This is a genomic window from Thermoanaerobaculia bacterium, from assembly GCA_018057705.1.
GTDB lineage: Bacteria > Acidobacteriota > Thermoanaerobaculia > Multivoradales > JAGPDF01 > JAGPDF01.
In genome coordinates, this window is the sequence record JAGPDF010000143.1 from 1 (window position 1) to 5,843 (window position 5,843).

A 5,843-nucleotide genomic window follows, 5' to 3' on the forward strand; every position below is an offset into this window, starting at 1 on the left:
CGGTCACCGCGTTGATCTTGCCTGCGGCGATGCGCACCGCGAACGGATAGTCCACTTTGCGCTCGTCATCGTAGTGGGCGTCGAAGCGGATCCACATCGCTTCGGCCTGGTACATCGGCAGCATCACGCCGCCGTGCTCGATCCAGGTGGCGGGGAGGCGGGCGGCGAAGTCGTCGACGTGACGCAGCGGGAACTTCCCCAGGCCCGGGGGGAGCCCGTAGTCCTCGTCGTTGTCCGGGATGCGCAGCGTGCGCTGGAAGTCGATCGCGAGCGACGCGCTGGGGTGCACATCGGGAAACGAGAAGCAGAGCGCGTCGTTCTTCAGCTCGATCATGCGGAGTCTCCTTTGGAAAGCAGGTAGGGGGTCACCACTTGCCGTCCCGCACTTCGCGCACGACGCGCAGAATCGCGTGGTCCGGCATCTCCTTCAGGTTGCGGATGAGCTCGGCGAAAAGCTGCGGGCGCTTGCGGATGGCGTCCTGCAGGTCGGTCGAGACCTTGCCGGCGAGGGCGAGAAGGACGTCCTTGTCCTCGTCGAGCTCGCGCGCCAGGGCGGCGATCGTCTCCTCTCCGGGCGGCGGCTGCTCGCCGCGCTCGATCTTGCTCAGATAGGAGGGTTCGACGCCGGCGCGCTGGGCGACCTGACGGAGCGAAAACGCCTTGTCGTCGGCCCGTTTCGCTTCGCGTTGCTGCCGAATGTAGTCGCCGAAGGGGTTCATGTGTAGTAAAGACTACACAGTACACATACGAGTGTCAAGGGGCTTCTTCCTGGCGCGGCTCGAGACGGGGCGGTCCTCTCTCGGGGGCTTGAATGAGATCAGTCTCCTCCATCTGGAGATGGCCGCGAGGGGACACATAGCGGGGTTTGGCGGGGTCGCGGGATCGGCACCTCGGCTCGCCCGCAATGTGTCCCCGACCCCCTGAGCGCGGCGTTCGGGCGCATCACTCCGGGGAACTTCTATCGCCATCGCGAGGGGGTCTACCGCGACGAGGCGACGACTTCCGACCTGTTCTTCATCACCCTGGAGAAGTCGGAGCGCGAGTACTCGCCGTCGACGCTCTACAAGGACTACGCCATCTCGCCCGAGCTGGTGCATTGGGAGTCGCAGTCGACGACCTCGCAGGGGTGGGCGATGGGGCGACGGGGCAGCGGTACATCCACCATGCGAGGGATGGCGGGAACATTCTGCTGTTTGTGCGGCAGCGAAGGCTGGCGGAGTGGGGGACGGCGCCTTACACGTTGCTGGGGCCGGCGACGTATGTCTCCCACACGGGGGAGCGGCCGATTCAGTTTGTGTGGCGGTTGCAGCGGGCGATGCCGGCGGATTTCTTTCGGGGGGCGAGGGTGGCGGCGGGGTAGGGCGCCGCTAGAAACGGGGCGGTCTTCTCTCGGGGGCGCGAAAGAGATGAGGCGCTTGGGCTTCGGCGAGGGGACACATAGCGGGGTGGGGCGGGGTCGCGTAGCGCCGCGAGCGCTCGCCCGCAATGTGTCCCCTGGTGGCGGCGGGGTCGCGAGGGCACGGCAGCCGCTGGCCCGCGATGTGTCCCCAATGACGGGATGGGGTGCCTCTGGCGCGTCCCCGGCTCCTGACTCCGAGAGGGTCTAGGATATCGACTCAGGAGGCGGGCGATGGGTCAGGGAGAGGCGCTGGTGCGCGCGCGAATGCCGGAGCTCACGACGCTGTGCCGGCGTTTTGGAGTGCGTCGGCTCGAGCTCTTCGGTTCCGCCCTCCGCGCGGACTTCGATCCGGCGACGAGCGACCTCGATTTCCTCTTCGAGATCGAGCCGCCCGCAGGACTTGGCTACGCCGATGCCTATTTCGGCCTGCGCGAAGGCCTCGAGCAGTTGTTCGGAAGGGCCGTCGATCTGGTCTCGATCGGTGCGGTCAAGAATCCACACCTGCTGCAGGCCATCGAGCGGTCGAGGCGGCTCCTCTAGGCGGCCTGAGGCGCGGAAGCTGGTCTGGGATGCGCACGAGGCCGTTGCCAGGATCCAGGAGTTCACCGGCGCGAGGGGACACATAGCGGGGTTTGGCGGGGTCGCGGGAACGGCGCGTCGGCTTGCCCGCAATGTGTCCCCCACTCGCGGTGGGGTCACGGTGGCGGAACAGCTGCTCGCTCGCAATGTGTCCCCTACTGCTGGCGCGGGATGTCGGGGCGGGATTCCGTCCTTACCTGGGTATGAAGAGACCAGGGAGCGGAAGGCGGGTAGCTGATTCCGGGGAGGCGGCGGGCGATCGCGGAAAGGTAGAGCAGGCTCTGTCAGTCGGAGCCAGTGTCAACCCACAAACGTCAGCAAATGGCCGGTTTTGGTGTCCACCGAGTCGCGTCTGACCTAGAGGTCAGTAGAGCCCAAGTGGGCGGCGCAAAAAAGGCGCAACGTTGAGGTAGCGTTGATCGACTCTTCGAGGTTCAGAGGGATGGTACGCCCGTGACCGAAACCGAGCTGCCCGCTGTTGCCGGGGGGGCCTTCGAGGCCCTGAAGCGCACGAATGAACACGGGGCGGAGTATTGGAGTGCGAGGGATCTTCAGCCCCTCCTGGGCTACTCGCAGTGGCGCCGCTTCGAGCAGGCTGTTTCCAGGGCTATTGCGTCCTGCGAGCAGTCGGGGAATGCGGCAGAGAACCATTTTGCCGGCGCCGGCAAAATGGTTTCCCTGGGCTCTGCGAGCTCCAGGGAGGTCCCGGACTTTCACCTTTCCAGGTTCGCCTGTTACCTCATCGCCCAGAACGGCGATCCCAGAAAGCCGGAGATTGCCTTCGCGCAGAAGTATTTCGCCATTCAGACTCGCAGGCAGGAGGTCTCGGACCAGCTCGCCGCGGACCGGGAGCGGCTGGAGCTCAGAAAGCAGACCTCCGAGGAGTGGAAGTCGCTGTCCGGAGCCGCTCGCCAGGCTGGCGTCCAGAGCCCCATGTTCGGCGTCTTCCACGATGCTGGCTACAAGGGCCTGTATGGCGGATTCGGAAGCGAAGAGATCAAGCATCGGAAGGGGATTCCAGAGAAGGACAACCTGATGGACCGGATGAACGCTACGGAGCTTGCTGCCAATCAGTTCCGGATGACGCAGACGCGAGACAAGCTGGCCCGCGAGCATGTGTGCGGGGAGCAGCAGGCCATTCAGACTCACGAGCAGGTTGGCAAGGAGGTCCGGGAGGCTATCCGTCGCATCGGCGGTGACTTGCCGGAGCGAATCCCCCCAGCTGAGCACATCAAGACCGTCGAGAAGCGCTTGAAGGAGGCCACGCCGAAACTCGAGCTCGACGACCGTGATGCGATCGGTCTCCTCGGTGAGGCGAAGGACGAATCGGCGAAGGAGTAGGAATGCGAGGAGAATGTGTCCCCAAAGGCTTGCTGTGGGGCGCGACCAGTCCGTCATCTCGCGGCACCTGCGGAATCTGTTCCGGGGGGTGAACTGCCGGTAGCGGGCCATATGCAAAAAGTGCATCTTGCTTCCTCGGACCGGCCCACGGCCTTCTACAGTCTGGAAGTCATCATCTCCGTCGGCTATCGCGTCAAATCGCAGCGCGGAACCCAGTTTCGGATCTGGGCGACCCAGGTGCTGCGCGACCATCTGGTTCGGGGCTACACGGTCAACCCGTTGCGGCTGGACCAACTCAGCCAGGCCGTCCGGCTGATCGCCAGTGTGGCCGATCGGCCGGACCTATCGAGCTCGTTGTGATTTCGCAATATGTTTCAATTGGTGATACATTGCGCGAAAATGCTGCGCTAAGTCGATGGCCAACTTTCGCTCCCTGTCCGAACTCTTCGATGCGGCCGAACAGGCCGGCAGGCTGAACCTGCGCACTCGCGAGATTTATGACGACTTGCCCGGCGTGAGCGCCGAGGCACTGCGCCAGGCGCTGTACCGGCAGCAGAAGAAGGGTCGCGTCGTCCGTCTGTCGCGCGGGTCGGACCACTGGCTCATCGTGCCCCTGCAATACGCCAAGGCTGGGGCGCCGCCGCTCGAAGTCTGGCTCGATCGCTATCTCCGCAAAACGCTGGGCATTCCGTACTACGTCACACTGCTCAGCGCGGCCGAGAGCTACGGCGCTTCGCCGTACGCGGTCATGGTGACGCAGGTGATGGTGGCGGAGCGCCGGCGGCCGATCACCGTCGGACGGCACGAAGTGGTGTTCTTGACGCGCGCGCGCGTCGAAGAGATGCCGACCCGATGGCACGAGACGCCGCAGGGGCGATTTCGCGTGGCCACGCCGGAGCTGACCGCACTCGAGCTCGTGGAACGGGCGACCCTGGTCGGCGGCATGGCGCGTGTTCGGGAGGTGCTGCAGGCGCTCTGGCGGTCCTGCACCGCTCGAGGACTCAGGGAGGCCTTGGAGGCCTTGCAAGACATCCCGACGGCGCAGCGCCTGGGAGCGTTGCTGGCGCTCGACGGGGAGCGCGTCCTCGCTCTCCGCGTCGCAGCCTGGCTGCGCGTCAGACCGCATCGCCGGGTGGCGCTGGAGCGGCAACCGTCGCCGCGTGAAGCGTCGCAGGTCGACGCCGAGTTCAAGGTGCGGTTGCCGGCCCATTTTCGAGGAGCCAACACTTGATCCAGCAGAGTCACCTCACGGCCTGGCAGGTCCACGCGCCGTGGCCCAAGCGCAGCCAGATCGAGCAGGATCTGAGGCTCTCCCGGGGTGTGGCCGCCATTTTCGGGGATGCCGTTCTGAGCGACTGCCTCGCGATGCGCGGCGGCACGGTGCTGCACAAGGCGCATCTCGCACCGGCAGCGCGCTATTCCGAGGACATCGACCCGGTGTTGGTCAAGGCGCTGGACACCCGGGAACTGGACCGGCGCCTCCGAAGCGTCTTGACGCCCGTTCTGGGGAAACCGGTCGACTCGCCGTTTCGCTCCGCCGGACTGGCGCTCCGCAACGCCTGGAAGCCGTCGAAGATCTTGCGGACCGAATTCCGCTTCGTCCCGCTGGACCTGGCGCGCGAAGAGACCATCAAGGTCGAAGTCAATCTCGAGGAAAGCACTCCTCTGCTTCCATTGGTGCGGGTTGAGATCGACTCTCTGGACGAGGACGGCGAGCTCGTTCGGGCCGCAGCCGTTTCCTACGACATCAACGAGATGCTCGGCACGAAGACCCGGGCGCTGCTGCAGCGCGAGCAGGGGCGCGACCTGTTCGACCTCGTTCACGCCTGGCGGCTGAGCGAAGCGGGTGCAACGCCCTTTCGCGTGGACGGCGCCAAGGCGATGGAGGCACTCGCCTGGTACCTGGCGAAGGAGAACCAGAGCATGGGAAAGAGGGAGGCCAACGCGAAACTCGACCAGCACTTGCGCAATCCGGCTTTCCGGCGTGACATGGACACGCTCCTGCGGCAGGAACTGGGCCGGTTCGACGTCGACGATGCGGCAGCGCTGGTGCGGACGGCCTACTTCGAGCATCTCGAACCTTAGCGGGACGTATGCGTTCCATCCGCTTGCCGAGGGCGGTTGCGCGGTGGCTGCGCTAGAGACGCGGCGGCCTTCTCCCGGTGGCTCGAATGAGATCAGGGGCCTCAGCGCAGCGAGGGGACACATAGCGGGTTGGGGCGGGGTCGCGAAGTCGCTCCGTTCGTTCGCCCGCAATGTGTCCCCAAGGGCGAGCAAGGGCTCGCCAATGAACTTTCATCGAGTCGCCAGATTCCGAGGCTGAATTCAGTCTTTCCTGGACATGAAGAGTCCGGGAAGAGGGAGGCAGGAGGCCGATGCGAAGAGGGCGGCGGGCGTTCGCGGGAAGGGAACGCGGACGGAGGCAGCCGTCGATATCCCGAACCGGGGCGAGGTGGTGCTCTTCGGGGCGCCCGATGGGTCGGTCCGGCTGGATGTTCGGCTCGAGCAGGAGACGGTCTGGCTC

At 65.5% G+C, this 5,843-nt stretch carries 7 protein-coding genes and 1 pseudogene; 6 read left to right on the forward strand and 2 right to left on the reverse strand.

Annotated features, from left to right (window positions below; all coding sequences use genetic code 11):
* On the reverse strand, window positions 1–334 hold a 334-nt coding region (locus tag KBI44_21150), incomplete at its 3' end, for a hypothetical protein (GenBank protein MBP9146993.1).
* A 31-nt stretch (window positions 335–365) separates the two neighbouring features.
* Entirely contained in the window at window positions 366–719 is a 354-nt protein-coding gene (locus KBI44_21155) for a helix-turn-helix domain-containing protein (protein ID MBP9146994.1), read from the reverse strand.
* 911 nt (window positions 720–1,630) lie between these two features.
* On the opposite strand from KBI44_21155, the gene KBI44_21160 reads away from it, so the two are divergent.
* The 6 genes and pseudogenes from KBI44_21160 to KBI44_21185 form a co-directional block, all read left to right on the forward strand.
* Window positions 1,631–1,939, forward strand: coding sequence for a nucleotidyltransferase domain-containing protein (locus KBI44_21160; GenBank protein ID MBP9146995.1), 309 nt, complete (start codon window positions 1,631–1,633; stop codon window positions 1,937–1,939).
* Window positions 1,940–2,431: 492 nt separating this feature from the next.
* Window positions 2,432–3,319, forward strand: coding sequence for a DNA damage-inducible protein D (dinD, locus tag KBI44_21165; protein MBP9146996.1), 888 nt, complete (start codon window positions 2,432–2,434; stop codon window positions 3,317–3,319).
* Window positions 3,270–3,679, forward strand: a pseudogene (locus KBI44_21170) (virulence RhuM family protein). The gene dinD and the pseudogene KBI44_21170 overlap by 50 nt, the downstream one beginning before the upstream one ends.
* A 55-nt stretch (window positions 3,680–3,734) precedes the next feature.
* Window positions 3,735–4,550 (forward strand): hypothetical protein, encoded by an 816-nt coding sequence (locus KBI44_21175; GenBank protein ID MBP9146997.1) that lies wholly within the window; start codon window positions 3,735–3,737, stop codon window positions 4,548–4,550.
* Window positions 4,547–5,404, forward strand: coding sequence for a nucleotidyl transferase AbiEii/AbiGii toxin family protein (locus KBI44_21180; protein MBP9146998.1), 858 nt, complete (start codon window positions 4,547–4,549; stop codon window positions 5,402–5,404). The genes KBI44_21175 and KBI44_21180 overlap by 4 nt, the downstream gene beginning before the upstream one ends.
* Window positions 5,405–5,660: 256 nt before the next feature.
* Window positions 5,661–5,843: hypothetical protein (locus tag KBI44_21185; GenBank protein ID MBP9146999.1), on the forward strand; the 183-nt coding region annotated here is incomplete at its 3' end.